Genomic DNA, 18,400 nt, shown 5'->3' with positions numbered 1-18,400 from the left:
GGGGCCTCACCCATATTTCGTACCTTTGCGGTTCTTTTTTAAGTACAATGAGCAGGAACGGTAAAGTTTTGGTGGCGATGAGCGGCGGTATTGACAGTACCGTTACGGCCCTTATGCTGCACCACCAGGGATACGAGGTTGTAGGTATTACCATGAAAACATGGGACTATGCATCGGCGGGTGGCGGCAAAAAGGAAACTGGTTGCTGCAACCTTGATTCGTTCAACGATGCCCGCCAGGCAGCCGTTGAACATGGCTTCCCTCATTATGTACTGGATATACGCGAAGAATTCGGCGATTTTGTGGTGAATAACTTCGTTGATGAGTACATGGCAGGGCGCACACCCAATCCATGTGTACTTTGTAATACCCACATTAAGTGGGCAGCCCTATTGAAACGGGCGGATGCTCTTAACTGCGATTTTATTGCGACCGGTCACTATGTAAAGGTCCGTGAAGAAAATAGCCGTTTTGTACTTTCTAAGGCCAAAGACCTGACCAAAGACCAGAGCTATGTGCTTTGGGGACTTGGGCAGGATTGCCTGAGTCGCAGCCTGTACCCGTTGGGCGACTACCTGAAAACGGAAGTGCGCCAGATGGCCTTTGATATGGGTTATAAAGAACTTTCGAAGAAAGCAGAGAGCTACGAGATCTGTTTTGTTCCAGATAACGACTACCGCAATTTCCTGAAACACCGTATCCCGACATTGGAAGCGGAGGTAGAAGGGGGCAACTATGTTCTGGCAGACGGAAGCGTGGTCGGAAAGCATCGCGGTTATCCTTTTTATACCATTGGCCAGCGAAAGGGGCTGGATATTGCCCTCGGCAAGCCAGTTTTCGTTACTAAGATCATCCCTGAGACCAATACGGTGGTGCTGGGTGAAGCTGACGAACTGCAACAAAGCGGCATGATGGTGAGCGGGCTGAACCTGATCAAGTATGCCGAAATACCGACAGGAATGGAAGCGACTACCAAGATCCGCTACAAAGATCCGGGTACGGAAAGCAAATTGTATCCTGAAGGCGATATACTACACGTGCATTTTGACCACGTAGTAAGTAGTATCGCTCCGGGCCAGTCGGCAGTATTTTATGAAGGGGACGATGTGATCGGTGGCGGTATCATACGTTCGGGTCTGTAGTTTTTCAGCGGATATTTTCCTTCTTTTTATTGGATTTCAGGGGTAATAAAACTACCTGCGTTTCATTTCTTTAGTTATATTTACGGAAATAACTGTACCTGAAGTCTTATGAATAAAAAGATTTTACCTTTTATATGCCTGGCGGTGCTCGCTACTATGTCCATTTTTTCGTGCAAAAAGGCGGATCCTGTGACACAACTGACAGACGAGAATGCAAGGTACATTCCGTTAGAAAAAGGTAAATATATCACGTACAACGTTGACTCAACTATCTGGTATGATACAGCTTGCGTAAAGCTGGTAAAGAAGTACCAGATGATGTACACAGTAGCCGATACATTCACAGACGCGCAAGGCAGGCTGTCTTATCGCATCGATACCCGCATACGTGAGCTAACAGGCCAATCCTGGACGCTGCACGATGTACTGTATGTTACCCCAACCGATGTGAACCTGGAATGGGCACAGAGTGGGTTGCGCCAGGTGAAAATGATATTCCCTGTCAGGGAAAGAGCTACATGGAAGGGAAACTCCTATGTGCCTACCAACGATGCCGACCTGAAATTTTATGATGGTTGGGATTTCTACTATTCTAACGTTGGTGAATCATTTAATACTGGTGAAGTTATTTATCCAAACACCTTGATCGTTAACCAGGTAGACAGGGTAGAGAATGATCCTGAGCGTATACCAGAAGCGCATGCCAGCCGCACTTATGGCAAAGAAGTATTTGCTGACGGCATAGGCTTGGTGTATAAAGAATATATTAGGTGGACCTACAACCCTGAAGCTTATTTCAATAACGACCCTGATCAGCCAAACAGGTGCCGTAAGGGTACCAGCGTAGTGATGCGCGCGGTTGATCATAACTAGTTTCTGTATGCGTTGGTGGGGGAGTCTCTTGTGTTTGTTGGTTTGTGTACAGAGCGAAATATTATTCGCGCAGCCTCAGTATGCCTTTCGCGTAAGTTTTACAGATAAGCAGGGTTCACCTCCGGTTTCCAATCCACAGGCCTTTCTTTCACAACGGTCAATAGACAGGCGCACCGCGCAGGGATTGTCAGTTGATTCTACCGATCGACCGGTATCTACCGATTATATAGATAGTGTACTCACCATAACCGGTGGCATTTTGCACCTTACATCACGATGGCTGAACCATTGTGTGGTACTGACCAATGATTCCACCGACATATTGTTGTTGAATGGCAAGCCCTATATCGCTGCTCTAAAACACATCGCTACTTATCCCACCGGTTTACATAATCGTCAAACTGGTAAAGGTAAATTTGATTCTGAAACAGAACTCTCCGGCCTGGCGAAAACTTCGGCAAGTCCGGCGTTTTATGGAACGACATACAATCAGACTCATACGGTAAACGGCGACCATCTTCATAATTATGGTTTCAGGGGTGAAGGAAAGCTCATTGCAGTTTTGGACGAAGGTTTTAGTTGGGTGAATACTAACCGGGCTTTTGACTACATGCGTAACTCTGGTCGCCTGGTTGACAAACGCAATTTTGTATACGACTCCGATAGTGTCTATGGGTATTCGTCGCACGGTACCTCTTCTTTGTCTACAATTGCAGCGTATGTGCCGGATACATTTGTAGGTGCTGCACCGGATGCGCAATATGCCTTATATATTACCGAATATGCATTGGAAGAGCAGGAGATCGAGCTCGATAACATGCTGGCAGCTACGGAGCGTGCAGATAGCATAGGCGCAGATATTGTTACCGAATCACTCGGCTATAACTTGTATACAAATCCATTTTACTATCCTTTTGTATACGCTGATATCGACGGCAAATCAAGTGTAGCTGCTAAGGCAGCAAATTTGGCTGTAAGCAAAGGAATGATCTTCGTTGCCTCGGCCGGCAACGAGGGTGGCGGCGGTTGGAACTATATACTTACGCCAGGAGATGCTGACAGTGCCATAACCGTGGGTTCTGTAAACGAGTTTAAAGTACCTGCCACCAATAGTGGCTTTGGGCCTAATGCTTCGGGTCGCCGTAAGCCTGATGTTTGTATGGTTGGTAACCCTGCGGCGGTGCTTTCAACAGGTGTCAACGCAAACTTTATTAATGGTACTTCCTTTGCTACCCCACAGCTAGCGGGGTGGGCCGCCTGCCTCTGGCAATCATCTCCAAGCCGTAATGCGTACCAGATAAAAAGAGCGATTGTTGAAAGCGCTCATGCCTATACTACGCCGGATAACCACTTGGGTTATGGCGTGCCCGATTTCAAAAAAGCGCAAGAGCTCCTCGGCATCAAAGGCCCGGCACTTAGCTCAGACAATTGGCTAGCCGTTTGGCCTAACCCATTTACCAAAGACCTTACGGTGAAGCTGTACCATGACAGTGGGGAGGTAGAACTGCTATTGACCGCGATGGATGGGAGAAAAATACTTTTAGAGAAAAGGGTGCTGCATACAAGTACGCATTACCTCACAATTGAGACACCACAGTTGCCTGTAGGGGTCTATTTTCTGACCGTTACAGATGCCGACCGCAAACATACCGTTCGACTGGAAAAAAATTGATCTTAGTCCTTTTTCAGTATTGCAATAAACATGCTGTCAGCTTTATCATCGATGCCGTTGATAAGGTGTTGTTCCTTTAGCTGCATCCCCGCTTGTTGTGCCAGCTGCTCAACAACGTTCTCATTTTCCTTTTTGAATATAGAGCAGGTGATATAAAGAAAGTTTCCGCCACTTTTCAGTTGTTTGGCTGCGTTTGTTGCTATCGTCAATTGCAGTTTTGAGATGTCATCGATAGATGCTTGTTTAAAAAAATAGAGTTGCTCGGGGGTGCGAGCCCATGTGCCAGAACCTGTGCATGGTACATCGGATATGATGTTGTCAAATGGCTTTGTTCCCAGGCTTTCTCGTATCCTTTCAATATTGGTTAAGTCGAGCACTTGTGCGTTGGGTCGCTTATGACCGTATTGACGAAAACGTTCTAATAGGTTGTGGATAATGGTTTCGCGTTTATCAGATACCGTTAGGTCGATATCGCCATTAATGTCTTTCAACAGTAGCGATTTACCACCAGCTCCGGAGCAACAATCCCACCAACGCTCACCGCTATGGGGATGAAAATAGTCTCCGGTCTTTTGAGACGAGGCATCTTGAACCACATAGCTGTCTTCTACAAGTATCTTGTCAACAGGGCTGCCATTGGCAATGCTCATGCAAGACTCATTCATCCATACATAAGGTACGCTGTGTTCCTGCAATAGTGCAGGAACCAGCGCTTTGTCGCGAACCCTGATGAATAACCGCGGTTGTTGTAGTATAGATTGCAACCAGCCTAGTCTTGTGATACCGTCAGATAGTTCCGCTTTAAATGGGGCCAGCTTTTCTATATTGAATGCAATGTTTTGTGCAGCCAGGAATTGAATTCGACCGGAGACGTCGGATGTCTTTGCCTGTTGCCATGCCTCAGGAAGGAAGGATAATACTTGCGACGATTGAGTATCACATAAAAACAACGCACTGTTTAGCTTTTCTTCAAAAGAAAGTGCATAGTCAAAACCTTTACTGCAACGATACCAGCTGTAAGCCATATCGCTCAATATCTTTCGGTCACGACTTCCCAATTTTGGATTTGCCTTGAAAAAGTTTTTCAAGAAATAAGTCAACGGCATTGCACCGTCGTAAGTGCGAACGATGGTCTTGATATGTTGCTGAATATAGCGCATCAGCTATAAAAGTAAAAAACAGCCACGCAAATTCTAATTTAAGCTACCGCTTTAGTTTGCTTTTTAGCTGTGTATTTGGCCAGGAATTCTTCAAACTCTTTTAAAGAAAAGCTGCTAAGGTTATGACGGGCAGTAAGACCGCCTTTTTGAGCGGCCATCACACCATAATAAACATCGTGATAGCCTGCTACAGAGTGGGCATCAGGGTCGATGGATAACAATACTCCTTTTTCCATAGCATACTCTATCCAGCGCCAGTCAATATCTAACCTTCTAGGGTGCGCGTTTATTTCGATCACCACGTCGTGTGCCGCACATGCATCTATCACCATCTTATGATCAATAGGATAGCCTTCCCGCGATAATAATAAACGGCCCGTTGGGTGTCCCAGGATTGTCGTAAACGGATTTTGAACTGCGGCTATCACCCGGCTCATTGCTTTTTCCAACATCATTTTCAAATTGCTGTGTACCGAAGCGATAACAAGATCGAAGGTGTTCAAAATATTGGCGTTATAGTCGAGGCTGCCATCTCCAAGAATGTCGGCCTCAATGCTCTTAAATATCTTAAATGGTGCCAGTTTTGCATTTAGTGCGTCTATTTCCTGGTGTTGCGCTGCAATGCGTTCTGGCGAAAGGCCATTGGCATAATATGCAGACACTGAGTGGTCGCTGATCACCAGGTATTCAAGGCCTTTATCCCTCGCGGCTTTGGCCATTGTTTCAATGGTATCTGCGCCATCGCTCCAAGTAGAGTGGCTATGTATGATGCCCTTTATATCTGGAGGCATGATGATATCATACATCGTGTGCGCCGCAGCCTTGTCCAGGATGCCCGCAGTTTCCCGCATCGCTGGTTGAATATAGGAAAGGTTGTTTTGCGTGAAAATGACCTCCTCGTTTTCGGGTGTTGCAGGGAGAGTGTATTTTTCAAGAAAAGCCTTCATGAATTCACTGCTACCCGTTGTAGCAAACAAAGTGTGATAGAAGGCAGCCGTGTTGCACAAGTGAAACTTAATAACCGGTTGCTCTGGTATGCGTATTATGAGCAGGTTATTGGGATCTTCTTCCACAACCGTGTCTGCAATCGCTTCAAACTGCCTGATGGCAGTTTCCTTTGTGATGTCACTTACGATCTCGACAAATTCTACTACCTCATTTTGCCTTCGCATGTCGCCGGTCAGGGCAAACAGGTTGCCAGTAAATGTTTTTTGGAGCTGTATCACCAGGTGTATTGCAGTTTCCTCAACATCTGCCCACAAGTGAAAGCCCTGGTTCTTACGATAATATGAGATACTTTGAAGTACCCCGTCCTGTGTTTTTGCACCAAAGCCCTTGATGGCAGCCAGGCGGTTCTCATTACATGCATATTCAAGTTCCCCTAAGGTTTCGATACCCATCTCTTTCCATATCACTGATATTTTTTTGGGTCCCAGACCTTTGATGTGCAGCATTTCCAATACTCCCAGTGGCGTTGTTGACATGATTTTCTCCAGCGCGTCTAGTTTTCCGCTCTGTTGTATCTCACGAATCTTTTTACCCGTACTTTCACCAATTCCTTTCTGGCTAAATAGCTGTGAGTCATCCATGTCTTCGATCTCTACAGGCAGCTTCTCGATGTTAAATGCGGCTATGCTATATGATTTCGACTTGAAAGAATTCTCGCCATGTATGTCCATCAATTTTGACAGCAGCGAAAAATGGTCAGCAATTTCGTAGTTGGTCATGAGGCAGTGTTGAAATAAAAAAAACCTGCAGTGCAGGTTCAAAAATAAGTGAAAAAGTATTTTGTCAAGCTATGACGCTAGCTCGTTCTTTTACCCAATCTATTACTTTATGCAACTGTTCTTCACGGGTAAGTACACTGTTGTCAAGTACTATGGCATCTTCAGCCTGTCGTAACGGAGACTCTTCACGGTTGCTGTCGATATAGTCACGAAGTTCAAGGTTATGTTTTACCTCATCTATGGTAATGCTAGGATTGGTTGCTACCAGCTCATCGTAGCGGCGCATAACACGTATATCGGGCTCCGCCGTCATAAATACTTTAAGTTCTGCATCCGGAAATACTACTGTGCCTATATCACGGCCATCCATCACGATGCCCTTTTTCTTGCCCATTTGTTTTTGCTGTGCCACCGCAAAACTGCGCACCTCCCGTATAGCTGCAATTTCACTCACCTTTTCCGCTACCAGCATATCGCGTATCTGGTGTTCCGCATTTTCTTCATTCAGGCATATTTCGGACTTACCTGTATGTTCATTGAAAACAAATGTCAGATGAATGTTCGAGAGAGCCTCCGCTACTTGTTCTTTGTCGCGGATATTAACACCATTTCGCAAAAAATAGAGCGTTATCGCGCGATACATGGCGCCGCTATCTATGTAGTTGTACCCAAGCTTTGCAGCGAGTTGCCTTGCCAGCGTACTCTTGCCGCATGAGGAATAACCGTCTATCGCTACAATTATCTTCGGAGCCTTCATGCTTACAAATGTCAGTTATCCAAACGGGAAAAAAAATATTGTGTTTGTTGTATTAATCCTGTATATTTTAAAATAAAAAAGGCGGTCATTAGACCGCCTTTTTTATTTTAAAATGAAGTATTATTTATTTGTGTTCTGACGCAGATACGTATTGCCGGCTTTATAGGCCTCGCAGCTTGTACAATATTTTTTACCATCACAACCAATAACACCTGGACACGTTGTCGGACACTTATCAGCCTGATGTTTTGCTTTCAGCGCTTCGCTGATACATTTCTCCTTGGTACAAGCACTAAACAGTGTGGCACTAAATATTGCAAGCGTAAAAATGCCGGACGTAAAAGCCGCTATATATTTTTTCATCAGGTCTTCCGTTTGGGTTATAAATGTAATACAGAAATATCATTTTTCATAGCTCAAATCCTAGTTCTTGCTCATTTCGGCAAAGTACTTATGGAAATAGGGAAGTGTCTCGATACCTTTAAAATAGTTGAATACGTCATACTTCTCGTTTGGCGAATGGATGTTATCATTATCCAATCCGAATCCGAAAAGCACCGTCTTTAAACCAAGGATCTTCTCAAAAAGGGCAATAATAGGAATACTTCCACCGCCGCGCGTAGGGATGGGCTCTTTGCCAAACGAGGTTTTAATGGCCTCCGCAGCGGCTTTGTATGCAGCTGAGTCGGTCGGGGTAACTACGGGTTCGCCTCCATGATGCTCGGTGACTTTCACATGTACGTAATCGGGGGCAATACTCTCAAAATGTTGCTGGAACATTTTGGCGATCTCGTGTGAAGTCTGGTCTGGCACCAGCCTCATAGATATTTTAGCATAGGCTTTAGACGGCAATACTGTTTTGGCACCTTCTCCTGTATAGCCGCCCCAAATGCCGTTCACATCCAGAGTAGGGCGCACGCCTGTACGTTCCAGCGTGGTGTATCCCTTTTCTCCCCATACAGCTTTTACACCAAGGTCATTTTTGTATTCTTCGGGATCGAAGGGAGCGTTGTTAAGCGCTTTGCGGTCAGCTTCGCTTAGTTCCTGTACCTTGTCATAAAAGCCCGGAATGGTAATATGATTGTTCTCATCGTGCAATGATGCGATCATTTTGCAAAGGATGTTTATTGGATTAGCTACAGCACCGCCATAAACACCGCTATGAAGATCGCGGTTAGGGCCAGTTACCTCAACTTCCATATAAGCAAGGCCGCGGAGCCCGGTTTCTAATGAAGGATGCTCCATGCTGATCATCGAAGTATCTGATACAAGTACGATGTCTGCTTTCAGTTTTTCTTTATTGCCCTCAAGAAACTTGCCAAGGTTTACAGAACCCACTTCTTCCTCTCCTTCGATCATGAATTTAATATTGCAGGCAAGGGTATTGGTTTTTGTCATTACTTCCAGAGCCTTTACGTGCATAAACATCTGGCCTTTGTCATCGCAAGCGCCACGGGCATAGATCTTTTCGTCCTTGATTACAGGCTCAAAGGGACCACTGTGCCATAGATCCAGCGGATCGGCTGGTTGAACATCATAGTGACCGTAAACTAACACAGTAGGTAAAGACGGATCGATCATTTTCTCTCCATACACAATGGGGTGGCCGGCGGTTGGACAAACTTCTGCATTATCGCAACCTGCATTAAGCAGACTTTGTTTCACTGCTTCAGCACAGCGCGCAACATCTTCTTTGTATTTGCTGTCGGCGCTAACCGATGGAATACGTAACAAATCAAGCAGTTCATCGAGAAAGCGTTGTTTGTTTTGAGATAAGTAGTCGTTCCAAACTTGCATGATCGTGTGTTTAGGGCTCAAATGTATGTAATGCTATTTCTTGTAGCAACTATATCATAGTTTCACCCCAAATTTTCCCTATATGAGTTTTCTTCGTTCGCCTTATGTTCCCGGCGTCTTGTTATTTGCTATTGCCTTTATAGTGGGTTTAATCAGCTATCAGGACTATGGAATGTCTTGGGATGAGACGGCCCAACGGGAAATTGGTAACGTTAACTATAACTATATTATACACGGAGACCGTGCTTCATTAGACAATTATTTTAACAAAGACTACGGTCCTGCCTTCGAGGTAGTGTTAATAGGAATCGAAAAAACACTGGGCATACAGAAGTATCGTGATGTTTACCTGATGCGGCACCTGGCTTGCCACATATTGTTTCTTATTGGGTGTCTATCTGCCTACATTCTTGTGTTTAGAACCTATAAAAATGTCCTGCTCGCAAGCATTTCATTTCTGATCATTCTGTTATTTCCCCGGTTTTATGCACATTCCTACTTCAACAGCAAGGACGTGGTTTTTCTTTCATTTTTTTTCATCACTCTTCTGGCAATTTACCGAGCATTTGAAACTAAAAGGATCAAGTGGTATATCATTGCGGGGCTTTTATGCGGATATACAACATGTATTCGAATATTGGGAGTAATCATGCCTGCTGCTGTAGGGTTGGTGCTGTTGCTTAATGCAATAGTGTGTATAAGGATAGACAAGCAACTTTTGCGACCGGTGATCCTACGGATCGTCTCTTTTGCGTTGTCCTGCATTTTGGCTACAATATTTTTCTGGCCTTTGCTATGGACAGGACCCGTAAATAATTTTATTGAAAGCTATCAACGGATGGCGCATTTTCGCTGGGATGGTACGGTACTTTTGCAGGGCGCCTACGTAAACGCTACAGATCTGCCGATACAATATTTTCCACTGTGGTTTTCCTTAACTACGCCTATCCTGTGGCTTTTACTCGGTGTTGTAGGAATAGTTTGGTTCGTGATCGATTTCTTAAAGAAGCCGGTAATATATCTGACTGATCTTCCCAGAAGCAGTTTTATAGTTTATTTCCTGGTATTCTTCTTGCCGGTTTGTATGGTTGTTATCCTGCATGCGGTTATATATGATGACTGGCGTCACTTATATTTTATTTTCGCTGGTTTTTTGATGTTTGTCATTTTGGCAATACAGAAGCTGCTAGCAACCCGGTTGAAGATTGCTGTTGTTGGTGTTTCAGTTTTGCAACTTGGCTTGCTTGCCTTTTTTATGATCAAAAATCATCCTTTTCAGCAATTGTACTTCAATGAATTGATGAGTAGGAGCCCTGAATATATTCGGCATAATTACGAAATGGATTATTGGGGGGCAAGTACGAAGCAAGCATTTGAATATATCCTGGAACACGATTCTGCTTCTTCAATTCGAATAGGTGGCCCGGACGGCCATTATGCTATTCCTAATAATTTTTATTTCCTTACGGAACATCAACGGAGCCGCATAGTTTTGGTGGGTGAAAAGGATAAGTGGGACTATTTTGTTACTTTTTTTCGGTACCACCCTGAAGATTATGAAGGGCAGAGAACTGTCTATGATTTTAAGGTGAATAACAGCACCGTCTTGCGCGTCAGTAAGCCTGCCAGTAAATAAAAAACGAGAGCTATTTGCTCCCGTTTTTTTATTTAAAACTATCGGAATTTACAGCTTGTTATAGTCCTTGTCATTGTTATTGTTATAACCACCGCTATTGTAGCTGCTGCCACTGTTATAACTATTGCCGTTGTTATAACTGTTTCCGCTATTATAGTTGCCTCCACGTGAGTTATAGCTGCTACGATCATTGCTACTACGATCGTTTCTGTTATTGTTGTAGCTACGGTTCCTGTTAAATCCGCCGCCGCTACCACCTTCCTGGCGATTGAAGTTGCGGTTCCTGTTAAATCCGCCGCCACCGCCTCGATGTGCGCCGCCACCGCCTTGATTCTTTGGTTTAGACTCTTTTACAGAAATGATTGCCCCCATGAAGTAGGTGCAGTCGAGGTTGTCAATAGCATCGTAACCATGGAACTTATCTTCCATCTCTACGAAGCCAAAGCCACGCGGTAAACCAGTTGCACTATCCAGGGGAATCTTGGTCGATTTGATCGGTCCGAATTCAGAGAAAAGTTGACGAAGTTGATCTTCGGATGTTTCTGGGCTAAGGTTGCCAACAAAAAGATTCATAATTAGTTAAGTATTAAAAATAATATGGCATGTTTCATGTGAAGATGAATAGCTTCAGTCGTGCAGGTAATGCCAAATACACCTCCGGATAGATATCCTTGCTAAAGATAGTAAAATTAAATTGCTGGCAATTTATTTCTTAGCCACGATTTTACATGGTGTTAATTGTAGATATTTTTTCCCATATAGATATATAGATTGACTTGAGCTGGCTAAAAAAAATGAGGGAAATTGGCAAAGACCGTCGGCGGCAACAGATTTGTATGCGTAGGGGGTACAACCATATACACATAAATGCGTCAGTTTTATACTTGCCTGCTTTTATTGCTTTTGTATTCAGAGGGCCTAAAAGCGCAGGAAGAAATTTCGTCCAGGGTTATTCTTATTGGCAATGCCGGGGCCTCGCTACGCCAAAGACCTGGTTTTCTTAGGGCTGTTGAAGAAACAATACCCCTCGACAAAAATACAACGGTCGTTTATCTGGGAAATAATATTGACGATGACGGCAATTTTGACGCGTTACGAGCGCAAGCGGAACTTGTAGAAGGTACGGAGGCCACAGCCATATTTGTGCCCGGCTTCCATGAATGGGATGATGGTAAGAAGAACGGCCTCAAGTATGTGCTGGAACAACAACGTTTTATCGAAGGTCTGGGAGAAAAGAATGTGAAATTTCTTCCCGGCGGGGGATGCGCAGGGCCCGAAGAACTTAGCCTGGGGAATGATGCGCAAATGGTGGTATTCAATAGTCAGTGGTGGCTTCACGAACATGAAAAAACCGACATTGAGTCTGATTGTAAGCATCGAACGATTGAAGAACTGAAGGTTGAAGTTGAAGACATTGTTGAAGACAACTACGATAAATTTATTCTGTTTGTCAGCCACCATCCGTTTTATAATAAAGGACTGCATAGTGGTTCGTTTGGCTTTAAGCAGCATCTGTTCCCGCTTACAGATATCACTGCACTAAGAAAATTTTACCTGCCGTTGCCAATACTAGGCTCACTCTATCCACTGGCTCGCAATGCCATAACTACCAAGCAGGATATGAATAACGAAGCCTACCGACAGATGTTAAAAGATATTCCCAAATATCTGAAAACTCATCCTTACATGCTTTTTGCTGCAGGCCAGGAGCGGAACCTGCAGCTGTTGAATTCTGAAGGTATCAATTATATCGTTAGCAGTGCTGCTGGTAAAACCACCCGTGTGCGCCACATGAGACGTGTTCAGTTTGCCGAGCAGGAGACTGGTTTTGCTGTGCTTGAAGTATTGAAGAACAAGCAAGTTCGGATAAAATACTACACGATCGAGAATCAACATGCCGGGTTGGCCTATTCGGGAGACATCTTTAATTATTCGACGATGCCTCCATATGCCCCTGACACTGCAAAAATGCCATATGTAGAGGCTGATAGTTTTGTAGCCGCGGCCAATACTAGTTATATGGATGTTTCAGGCTTCGACAGGTGGTTTCTTGGAGACAACTATCGGAAGGACTGGGCGACCCCGGTGAAGATGAAAGTATTTCATATCAACAAAGAAAAAGGAGGGTTGAAAATTGAAGCACTTGGCGGCGGCCATCAGAGTAAATCGCTTCAGTTGGAGGATCATAATGGTAAGAAATGGACACTTCGTCAGGTTAATAAAAACCTAGAAGAGGTAATGCCCGAGGGGTTGAAAGGAACCGTGGCCAATTCGGTTGCGCAGGACATGATCTCGTCGTCCAATCCCTACGCCTCACTGGTAGTGCCGGACTTGCTTGCAGCGGTCGATGTTCCACATGCTAAGCCAGAAGTTATGTTTGTGCCAAATGATCCTGCTTTGGGCGAGTATCGCGTTCTGTTTGCCAATACGGTTTGCCAACTTGAAGAACGGGAGCCTACCCGCGACGGCGTGCAGGAGTCGGATGCCACTTTTGATGCCGTAAACAAGATCGTAGATCATCACAATTACCGTAAAGACGCAAAAACGATGATCAAAGCACGTTTGGTTGATTTTCTGCTCTCTGATTTCGACAGGCATTACGCGCAATGGAAATGGGGCGAAACTGACACTTCCGACGGAAAGCTATTTTATCCGATTCCCAAAGATCGCGATCAGGCATTGTTCGCATCAGATGGATTTCTTATCAAACAAGCCCGCAAACAGCCAATCCTGGCCTACATGCAAAATTTCGACTATGACATAACTAAAGTTAGCAGGCTTGCGTTTACCGCACGCGATGTAGACATGTTTTTTTTGAGTGAGATGGATGAGCAGGATTGGAAGGACGCTTCGGCAGAAGTGGCAAACAATATCACCGATGATGTCATTAGCAGTGCAGTGTCAAAGTTGCCAGATGAGATACAAGCATTTAGAGGAGAGGATTTTCGAAACAAGTTGATAAGTCGCAGGAATCAGATACAGGAAAAGGGCCTGGAGTATTATCGCTTCCTTTCTAGAAAAGTGAATGTCCTCGGTTCTAATAAAGATGATATTTTCAGTGTCTCCGGCGAAAATTCGGGTTTGTGGGTAAGGGTGTACGGGAGAGATGATGACGGCAGCACTTCTCTACAGTACGAAAGGTGGTTTAATCCCGCAGTAACCCGCGAGATCAGGTTGTATGGCTTTAATGGCAATGATTATTTTGAAATGAATCAGGATACGAAATCAACCATCAAGTTCTATGTTTTGGGCGGTAAAGGGAACGATACATTTAATATGGACGGTGAGTCCAGGAATTTCCTTTATGATTTGTCGTATGAGGATAATGAAGTGGTCGCAAAAAGCCGAACAACAAAATTGTTCTCATCCGACCCGTTGGTAAATGAATACACTTTCAGAGAAATACTGCATAATAAATTTGATTTTCCAGTCATTCGCGCGGGTATAAATGAAGATGATGGCTTTTTATTAGGTATCGGATTAAATCGCGTGAAACGTGGATTTAGAGATTCAGTTATGCATCGGTTGGGAACACTGTTTGCCGTAGGCAACCAGGCATTTCAGGTCCGGTATAAGGGCGATTTCGTCAATTTTTATCGCAACTGGGATCTACAGGCTAATGCAGAATATGTCAGACCCGTGTTGAACTACTTCTTCGGGTTTGGTAATGAGTCTGTTCGCGATGAGTCAAAGCCAATAGATTTTTACCGGGCCAGGTATAATTACCTCTCTGCGGATCTGCTGCTGAAGAAGAGGTTTCTTAACCGGGGAGTAATGAGTTTGGCGGCTGGTCCTACCTATTTTAACTATCAAAATAATGAGAAGCGAAATGAGGGTAGGGTTTTGGAAACGCCATCGGTGGTAGGGCTTGATTCTGCCAGCGTTTTTGAACAAAAGTCATACGCCGGTGGTAAATTGGTTTTTAGCGTAGACAACCTATTCCAGGAGCTGTGGCCCCGAAAAGGTCTGGAATGGAATACCACGCTAACAATGCTGCAACCGCTTGGCAACGCTGCTGATCCATTCTCAAGCGTTCGCTCAGACCTTACATTGTACGCGACGCTTAGCCATCCATCCAACCTGGTAGCAGTTGTCAGAGCTGGAGGAGGGCATGTACTGAGTGACAGTTTTGAATATTTTCAGGCATTTTCGCTTGGGGCGCATAACTACCTCCGCGGTTTCCGGAAAAACAGATTCACGGGCTCTTCAATGGCATATGGCTCGCTCGAATTGCGCTGGAAGCTGCTGGATTTCAACGCGTATGTAATTAAGGGGCAATTTGGACTGGTGGGATTTGAAGAAGTTGGCAGGGTGTGGATGAAAAATGAACAATCGGATAAATGGCATAACTCCTACGGTGGTGGCATTTATCTCACACCGTTCAACGTGCTCATTGTGTCGGCTGTTGTAGCTTTTTCGCCTGAAGATACACTATGGAGCTTCAGTGTTGGTAAGCGTATCAACCTGATATTTATGGGCAATAACTAATTTCTGAAGTTTTTGGTGATTGTCGGCACTTCTGATTGATTACGCCTTGCCAGAGAGATTGTTGGGCTGTGCTTTGTCGGGTATAGATTAGTTTACCATTGGTGTGATTCTTTTTGCGCCAGTGCTGACATCAGTAGGCACCCCGCTGGAGCTTATCAGGCAGTTTAGGCAGCTTAAAGAGCGGGGATAAACCTTGTTTGTGTAAATGCCCAGCAAAAAATCACAAGAAATAGCTTCCAAACAGCCATTTTCCTATTTGTGGAATTAATTACTAACTTTGCCCACTTTTAAACTATTCTTGCATATATGAAGTTGTCGCAATTTAAATTCGACCTGCCTCTAAATCTCATAGCGCAACACCCGGCTAAAACAAGGGAAGAAAGCCGGTTGATGGTTGTACACCGCGACTCTGGCAAGATAGAACACAAGATTTTCCGCGATATCCTCGACTATTATGACGATAAGGATGTAATGGTGGTAAACAATACAAAGGTTTTCCCCGCACGTCTATATGGCCGTAAAGAGAAGACGGGTGCCAAGATTGAAGTTTTTCTGCTTCGTGAACTGAACAAGCCCAACCGTCTTTGGGACGTGATCGTTGATCCAGCAAGGAAGATACGCGTAGGTAACAAACTCTACTTTGGCGACAACGATGAGTTGGTGGCAGAAGTAATTGATAATACTACATCACGCGGACGTACCATCCGTTTCCTGTTCGATGGTGATGAGCAGGCATTCAAGAATGTGCTGGAATTGCTGGGCGAAACCCCACTGCCAAAATACATCAAACGCAAGCCTGAAGAGGAAGATAAAGAGCGATACCAGACCGTTTATGCTAAATACGAAGGTGCGGTTGCAGCTCCTACTGCTGGCTTGCACTTCAGTCGCGAATTGATCAAGCGCCTTGAGATCAAAGGTGTAAAATTTGCCGAAGCCACACTGCATACAGGTTTAGGTACCTTCCGTCCTATTGAGGTGGAAGACCTGTCGAAACACAAAATGGATGCAGAATATTTCCGTGTAGATGAATTTGCCACTCAGATTGTAAATAAGGCAAAGACGGAACGTCGTAAAATATGCTCTATCGGTACCACTACCATGCGTGCGTTGGAAAGCTCAGTAACCGCACAGGGCTTGCTGAAGCCGGCTGAAGGCTGGACAAATCTGTTCATCCATCCGCCCTACGATTTCAATATCGCCAATTCACTGGTTACAAACTTCCATTTGCCTAAAACAAGCCTGCTGATCATGGTTTGCGCCTTTGCAGGTTACGACCTGACTATGGAGGCCTACCAGACCGCCATTAAAGAGAAGTACAGGTTCTTTAGTTACGGCGATGCGATGATGGTCATATAGTAATCCACATTATACTAACGTTTTTAAAACAGCGTGTTCTTTCCTGAGCACGCTGTTGTATTTTTGGTTAAGCATGCAACAGACTATTAAGGACATACTTCAGGCATCGATAGATACGAAACAGCAAGTGCTGAATAGCCCGGAATTGTTAAAAAATGTAGAGCAGATAACAAATACTATAGTTTCTGCGTTCAAAGGAGGAAACAAGGTGCTTTTTTGTGGAAATGGCGGCAGCGCTGCCGATGCGCAACACCTGGCTGCCGAATTCAGTGGCCGTTTTTACTCCGACAGGGATCCTTTACCATCAGAAGCATTACACTGTAATACCTCTTTCCTAACCGCTGTGGCAAACGATTATGGCTACGATGTGGTGTACAGCCGCATGATAAAAGGTATTGGTCGTAAGGGCGATGTATTGGTGGGACTTAGCACGTCAGGCAACTCTGTTAATATTGTCAATGCCATGACACAGGCGAAAGAACTTGGTATGATTACTGTTGGGTTTACGGGAGAGGGTGGTGGCAAAATGAAGGCCGTGAGCGATTTTCTCCTGGATGTACCCAGTAAAGACACGCCTCGTATCCAGGAAACGCATATCACCCTCGGGCACATCATTTGTCAGTTGGTGGAACAAAAATTGTTTTAAAATATTTACGCATGGGAGTATTTGACATACAAGCACAGGTCGATAAAAGCTGGACGCTTTTTCTTGACCGCGACGGGGTGATAAATGACGAGATTGTTGGCTCCTATATTACCTCCTGGGAAGAATTTCGATTTTGCGACGGAGCGCTTGAGGCGCTGAAAACGCTGAATGAAATATTCGGAAACATAGTTGTGGTTACCAATCAACGCGGAGTAGGCAGAGGAATCATGAGCTTTGAGGCGCTGAAAGATATTAGCAATCATATGACCGGCGAAATAGAAGCCAATGGTGGGCGTATCGATAAGGTGTATGCCTGCACGGCCGTAGCCGATACCGATCACAACCGTAAGCCCAATACAGGTATGGCAAGCCAGGCCAAAGAAGATTTTCCACAGATCGACTTTAAACGTAGTGTAATGGTTGGTAACAGCCTTAGCGATATGGAATTCGGCAAGCGCATGGCCATGCACACCGTATTTCTGACTACTAAACATGCACCCCACCAGCTCCCGCACGATCTTATAGACGAGCAGTATCCTTCGCTGCTGGCCTGGGCAAAAACAATAAAGGTGGCTGAGGTGGTGGGCTAATTGCCTGTTTCCAATAGTTTTTTGAGATTGCCGAGCACGATACCCCAGTTTTGCTGGCTGTGTTCCTGGCCTTCCTTATTAGTAATATTATCTTGTGTCACGACCAATGTCGTGACACCTTCGTTTTCAGACAGCCTGTAGGTGATGTTCGCATAGTTTTCCGGCAGGTCGGGTTTTCCGCTCATCGAGCTCCAGTAACTGAATTGCAGCAGTTTGTTCGGGTCCTTATTTAATATAGTGCCCTTGTCCTCGTAAGATTTGCCCTCCCATTCACCAGAAAAGGTCAATGGACTGCCAACTTCCCATGTAGAGGCTACATCGGTCCCGAAAAAGTATTGTTTGACCTGTTTTGGGTCCGTCAGCGCTTCCCAAACCCTTGAAACTGGTGCATTTATCGTAATTTCGGCCTTCGCCATCAGTTTGTCCATATTGGGTAATTTGACCAAACTTATGCGATTATTTGCAAATGTGACTGGCGCCTGAGTATAATTATTACAGCCATTTCTAAGCTTTTGAAGCTCCTGCGTTCAGGTCATTTTGGGAATCTTTCTGCTCC

Annotated in this window: 15 protein-coding genes; 8 read left to right on the top strand and 7 right to left on the bottom strand. The window is 44.8% G+C overall.

Going from position 1 to position 18,400, the window contains the following annotated elements; all coding sequences use genetic code 11:
* Window positions 1–47: 47 nt before the first annotated feature.
* From mnmA to P2W83_RS02670, 3 genes are all read left to right on the top strand, one after another.
* A complete protein-coding gene (gene mnmA / locus P2W83_RS02680) occupies window positions 48–1,142 on the top strand; it encodes a tRNA 2-thiouridine(34) synthase MnmA (protein ID WP_276132144.1) in 1,095 nt (364 codons plus the stop codon).
* 108 nt (window positions 1,143–1,250) lie between these two features.
* Entirely contained in the window at window positions 1,251–2,015 is a 765-nt protein-coding gene (locus P2W83_RS02675) for a hypothetical protein (protein ID WP_276132143.1), read from the top strand.
* Window positions 2,016–2,022: 7 nt separating this feature from the next.
* Window positions 2,023–3,687: a S8 family peptidase gene (locus P2W83_RS02670; RefSeq protein WP_276132142.1), complete on the top strand. Its 1,665-nt coding sequence runs from the start codon at window positions 2,023–2,025 to the stop codon at window positions 3,685–3,687.
* A 2-nt stretch (window positions 3,688–3,689) separates the two neighbouring features.
* On the opposite strand, the gene P2W83_RS02665 is transcribed toward P2W83_RS02670, so the two are convergent.
* The 5 genes from P2W83_RS02665 to P2W83_RS02645 form a co-directional block, all read right to left on the bottom strand.
* A complete protein-coding gene (locus P2W83_RS02665; protein ID WP_276132141.1) occupies window positions 3,690–4,847 on the bottom strand; it encodes an RsmB/NOP family class I SAM-dependent RNA methyltransferase in 1,158 nt (385 codons plus the stop codon).
* Window positions 4,848–4,885: 38 nt separating this feature from the next.
* Window positions 4,886–6,574 carry a DNA polymerase/3'-5' exonuclease PolX gene (locus P2W83_RS02660; protein ID WP_276132140.1) on the bottom strand — a complete coding sequence of 563 codons (1,689 nt, stop codon included), beginning with the start codon at window positions 6,572–6,574 and terminating at the stop codon, window positions 4,886–4,888.
* A gap of 64 nt (window positions 6,575–6,638) precedes the next feature.
* A complete protein-coding gene (cmk, locus tag P2W83_RS02655; protein WP_276132139.1) occupies window positions 6,639–7,331 on the bottom strand; it encodes a (d)CMP kinase in 693 nt (230 codons plus the stop codon).
* A 120-nt stretch (window positions 7,332–7,451) separates the two neighbouring features.
* Window positions 7,452–7,694 carry a hypothetical protein gene (locus P2W83_RS02650; RefSeq protein WP_276132138.1) on the bottom strand — a complete coding sequence of 81 codons (243 nt, stop codon included), beginning with the start codon at window positions 7,692–7,694 and terminating at the stop codon, window positions 7,452–7,454.
* Between the two features lie 60 nt (window positions 7,695–7,754).
* Window positions 7,755–9,128 (bottom strand): dipeptidase, encoded by a 1,374-nt coding sequence (locus tag P2W83_RS02645; RefSeq protein ID WP_276132137.1) that lies wholly within the window; start codon window positions 9,126–9,128, stop codon window positions 7,755–7,757.
* Between the two features lie 82 nt (window positions 9,129–9,210).
* Here P2W83_RS02645 and P2W83_RS02640 point away from each other — a divergent pair, with 82 nt between their 5' ends.
* Window positions 9,211–10,764 carry an ArnT family glycosyltransferase gene (locus P2W83_RS02640; protein WP_276132136.1) on the top strand — a complete coding sequence of 518 codons (1,554 nt, stop codon included), beginning with the start codon at window positions 9,211–9,213 and terminating at the stop codon, window positions 10,762–10,764.
* Between the two features lie 48 nt (window positions 10,765–10,812).
* Here the strand turns inward: P2W83_RS02640 and P2W83_RS02635 are convergent, their stop codons facing one another.
* On the bottom strand, window positions 10,813–11,337 hold the full coding sequence (locus P2W83_RS02635) for an RNA recognition motif domain-containing protein (RefSeq protein WP_276132135.1): 525 nt from the start codon (window positions 11,335–11,337) through the stop codon (window positions 10,813–10,815).
* Window positions 11,338–11,631: 294 nt separating this feature from the next.
* On the opposite strand from P2W83_RS02635, the gene P2W83_RS02630 reads away from it, so the two are divergent.
* The 4 genes from P2W83_RS02630 to P2W83_RS02615 all read left to right on the top strand — a co-directional run bounded on the left by P2W83_RS02630 (window position 11,632) and on the right by P2W83_RS02615 (window position 17,844).
* The gene (locus P2W83_RS02630; RefSeq protein WP_276132134.1) at window positions 11,632–15,252 is read left to right on the top strand and encodes a BamA/TamA family outer membrane protein; all 3,621 of its coding nucleotides are present in this window, start codon (window positions 11,632–11,634) and stop codon (window positions 15,250–15,252) included.
* Between the two features lie 306 nt (window positions 15,253–15,558).
* Window positions 15,559–16,608: a tRNA preQ1(34) S-adenosylmethionine ribosyltransferase-isomerase QueA gene (gene queA, locus P2W83_RS02625; protein WP_276132133.1), complete on the top strand. Its 1,050-nt coding sequence runs from the start codon at window positions 15,559–15,561 to the stop codon at window positions 16,606–16,608.
* A gap of 73 nt (window positions 16,609–16,681) precedes the next feature.
* The gene (locus tag P2W83_RS02620; protein ID WP_276132132.1) at window positions 16,682–17,254 is read left to right on the top strand and encodes a D-sedoheptulose-7-phosphate isomerase; all 573 of its coding nucleotides are present in this window, start codon (window positions 16,682–16,684) and stop codon (window positions 17,252–17,254) included.
* Window positions 17,255–17,265: 11 nt separating this feature from the next.
* Complete coding sequence (locus tag P2W83_RS02615) at window positions 17,266–17,844, top strand: D-glycero-alpha-D-manno-heptose-1,7-bisphosphate 7-phosphatase (RefSeq protein ID WP_276132131.1); 579 nt, start codon at window positions 17,266–17,268, stop codon at window positions 17,842–17,844.
* Here the strand turns inward: P2W83_RS02615 and P2W83_RS02610 are convergent.
* Window positions 17,841–18,272 (bottom strand): SRPBCC family protein, encoded by a 432-nt coding sequence (locus P2W83_RS02610; protein WP_276132130.1) that lies wholly within the window; start codon window positions 18,270–18,272, stop codon window positions 17,841–17,843. The genes P2W83_RS02615 and P2W83_RS02610 overlap by 4 nt on opposite strands.
* Window positions 18,273–18,400: the final 128 nt, after the last annotated feature.

Origin of the sequence: Polluticoccus soli (genome assembly GCF_029269745.1) — a bacterium.
In the GTDB taxonomy this organism is placed as follows: domain Bacteria; phylum Bacteroidota; class Bacteroidia; order Chitinophagales; family Chitinophagaceae; genus Polluticoccus; species Polluticoccus soli.
This window is presented reverse-complemented; position numbering and strand designations above follow the sequence as displayed.

What these genes read in the sequence shown, in the direction of transcription:
- mnmA (WP_276132144.1), top strand. Translation starts at nt 48, where the DNA reads ATGAGCAGGAACGGTAAAGTTTTGGTGGCGATGAGCGGCGGTATTGAC.
- P2W83_RS02675 (WP_276132143.1), top strand. Translation starts at nt 1,251, where the DNA reads ATGAATAAAAAGATTTTACCTTTTATATGCCTGGCGGTGCTCGCTACT.
- P2W83_RS02670 (WP_276132142.1), top strand. Translation starts at nt 2,023, where the DNA reads ATGCGTTGGTGGGGGAGTCTCTTGTGTTTGTTGGTTTGTGTACAGAGC.
- P2W83_RS02665 (WP_276132141.1), bottom strand. Translation starts at nt 4,847, where the DNA reads ATGCGCTATATTCAGCAACATATCAAGACCATCGTTCGCACTTACGAC.
- P2W83_RS02660 (WP_276132140.1), bottom strand. Translation starts at nt 6,574, where the DNA reads ATGACCAACTACGAAATTGCTGACCATTTTTCGCTGCTGTCAAAATTG.
- cmk (WP_276132139.1), bottom strand. Translation starts at nt 7,331, where the DNA reads ATGAAGGCTCCGAAGATAATTGTAGCGATAGACGGTTATTCCTCATGC.
- P2W83_RS02650 (WP_276132138.1), bottom strand. Translation starts at nt 7,694, where the DNA reads ATGAAAAAATATATAGCGGCTTTTACGTCCGGCATTTTTACGCTTGCA.
- P2W83_RS02645 (WP_276132137.1), bottom strand. Translation starts at nt 9,128, where the DNA reads ATGCAAGTTTGGAACGACTACTTATCTCAAAACAAACAACGCTTTCTC.
- P2W83_RS02640 (WP_276132136.1), top strand. Translation starts at nt 9,211, where the DNA reads ATGAGTTTTCTTCGTTCGCCTTATGTTCCCGGCGTCTTGTTATTTGCT.
- P2W83_RS02635 (WP_276132135.1), bottom strand. Translation starts at nt 11,337, where the DNA reads ATGAATCTTTTTGTTGGCAACCTTAGCCCAGAAACATCCGAAGATCAA.
- P2W83_RS02630 (WP_276132134.1), top strand. Translation starts at nt 11,632, where the DNA reads ATGCGTCAGTTTTATACTTGCCTGCTTTTATTGCTTTTGTATTCAGAG.
- queA (WP_276132133.1), top strand. Translation starts at nt 15,559, where the DNA reads ATGAAGTTGTCGCAATTTAAATTCGACCTGCCTCTAAATCTCATAGCG.
- P2W83_RS02620 (WP_276132132.1), top strand. Translation starts at nt 16,682, where the DNA reads ATGCAACAGACTATTAAGGACATACTTCAGGCATCGATAGATACGAAA.
- P2W83_RS02615 (WP_276132131.1), top strand. Translation starts at nt 17,266, where the DNA reads ATGGGAGTATTTGACATACAAGCACAGGTCGATAAAAGCTGGACGCTT.
- P2W83_RS02610 (WP_276132130.1), bottom strand. Translation starts at nt 18,272, where the DNA reads ATGGACAAACTGATGGCGAAGGCCGAAATTACGATAAATGCACCAGTT.